A 1440-nucleotide genomic window follows, 5' to 3' on the forward strand; every position below is an offset into this window, starting at 1 on the left:
CACAAAGCGGCAGGCGCTGCCGAAGCGGTAATATCAAACGGACATTAAAAAATCAGTTGATTGTGAAACTAATCCAAGATAAAAAGCTCTGACTATCAGAGCTTTTTTATTTCTACAAGGAACCTGTTGTGAAGCTTCTTAGTATTATCAAAACTTTTTCTCAGAATCGTATCTCATGGTTGCTATTGCTTATATTCGTTATATTTTTTGAAGCATGTGCACTTTTCTTCCAACACGTCATGATGCTGTCACCTTGTGTTATGTGTATCTACGAACGTGTTGCCATGCTTGGCGTAGGAGCCGCCGCGTTAATTGGCCTTATTAATCCAAAGCACCCTATTGTTCGTTGGCTTGGTTTGGCAGCATGGGGCGCAAGCAGCTACAAAGGGCTCGCACTGTCCTTACAGCATGTCGATTACCAATTTAATCCATCACCATTCGCGACTTGTGATCTATTTGTGACTTTTCCAGCTTGGGCACCATTAAACCAATGGGCGCCGTGGATGTTTGAGGCATACGGTGAGTGCAGTAAAATTGTTTGGCAGTTTTTAACGCTTTCTATGCCGCAATGGTTAGTCGTTATTTTTGCAGGAAATTTGTTCGCTCTTGCGGTTATTTTTATTGCTCAGTTTGCTAAAAAGGTTGATTAGTGTCCCAGGTGCTATCCGTTAGAGCATAGCTCTTGGACTGCCTAGAAAGACAACCCAAAAAAGCCCTATTTCCTCTTCAGGTAAATAGGGCTTTTCAATTCTAGACAGTTGGATTGTTGAATGTGTTAGAACTAATTCATATCACGTGTTGGAGCTGGTGCTAACACTTCTCGGTTACCATTATGACCCGGTGCACTCACTATTCCTTGAGCTTCTAACTGCTCAATAATACGCGCAGCACGGTTATAACCTATCTTAAACTTACGCTGAACCCCTGACACAGATCCTCGGCGAGATTCCACAACGTGTTCAACCACTTGATCAAAGAGAGGGTCTGTATCTTCATCCCCTTCCATTTTTTCACCCGGTAATAATGTTTCCGGTGATTGCTCACCATTGGTGATTTCATCAATGTAATTTGGTCGACCACGGGCCTTCCAGTTATTCACCACAGCATGTACATCGTCATCCGATGCAAACGCGCCGTGAACTCGAATGGTGTGGCTCGAACCTGAAGGTAAATAAAGCATGTCACCCATACCAAGCAACGATTCAGCACCGCCTTGATCCAGTATCGTTCTCGAGTCTGTTTTTGTTGATACGGTGAATGCAACACGCGTTGGTATGTTCGCTTTAATCAGACCCGTGATGACATCAACAGATGGACGTTGAGTCGCGAGAATTAAGTGAATTCCTGCCGCTCGGGCTTTTTGGGCAAGTCGAGCAATCAGTTCTTCAACTTTCTTACCCACTACCATCATCAAGTCTGCAAACTCATCAATAACAACCA

Annotated in this window: 2 protein-coding genes; one reads left to right on the top strand and one right to left on the bottom strand. The window is 43.8% G+C overall.

Translation table 11 applies throughout. The annotated features are described in order from the left end of the window. Positions 1-128 precede the first annotated feature (128 nt). Positions 129-650, top strand: a complete 522-nt coding sequence (gene dsbB, locus ACP45E_RS21565; RefSeq protein WP_017033861.1) for a disulfide bond formation protein DsbB — start codon at positions 129-131, stop codon at positions 648-650. A gap of 131 nt (positions 651-781) precedes the next feature. Here the strand turns inward: dsbB and ACP45E_RS21570 are convergent. After that, positions 782-1440 (bottom strand): DNA translocase FtsK (locus tag ACP45E_RS21570; RefSeq protein WP_277815735.1); only part of this gene is annotated, 659 nt, incomplete at its 5' end.

The sequence above is a fragment of the Vibrio genomosp. F10 str. 9ZD137 genome, from assembly GCF_049974785.1.
GTDB lineage: Bacteria > Pseudomonadota > Gammaproteobacteria > Enterobacterales > Vibrionaceae > Vibrio.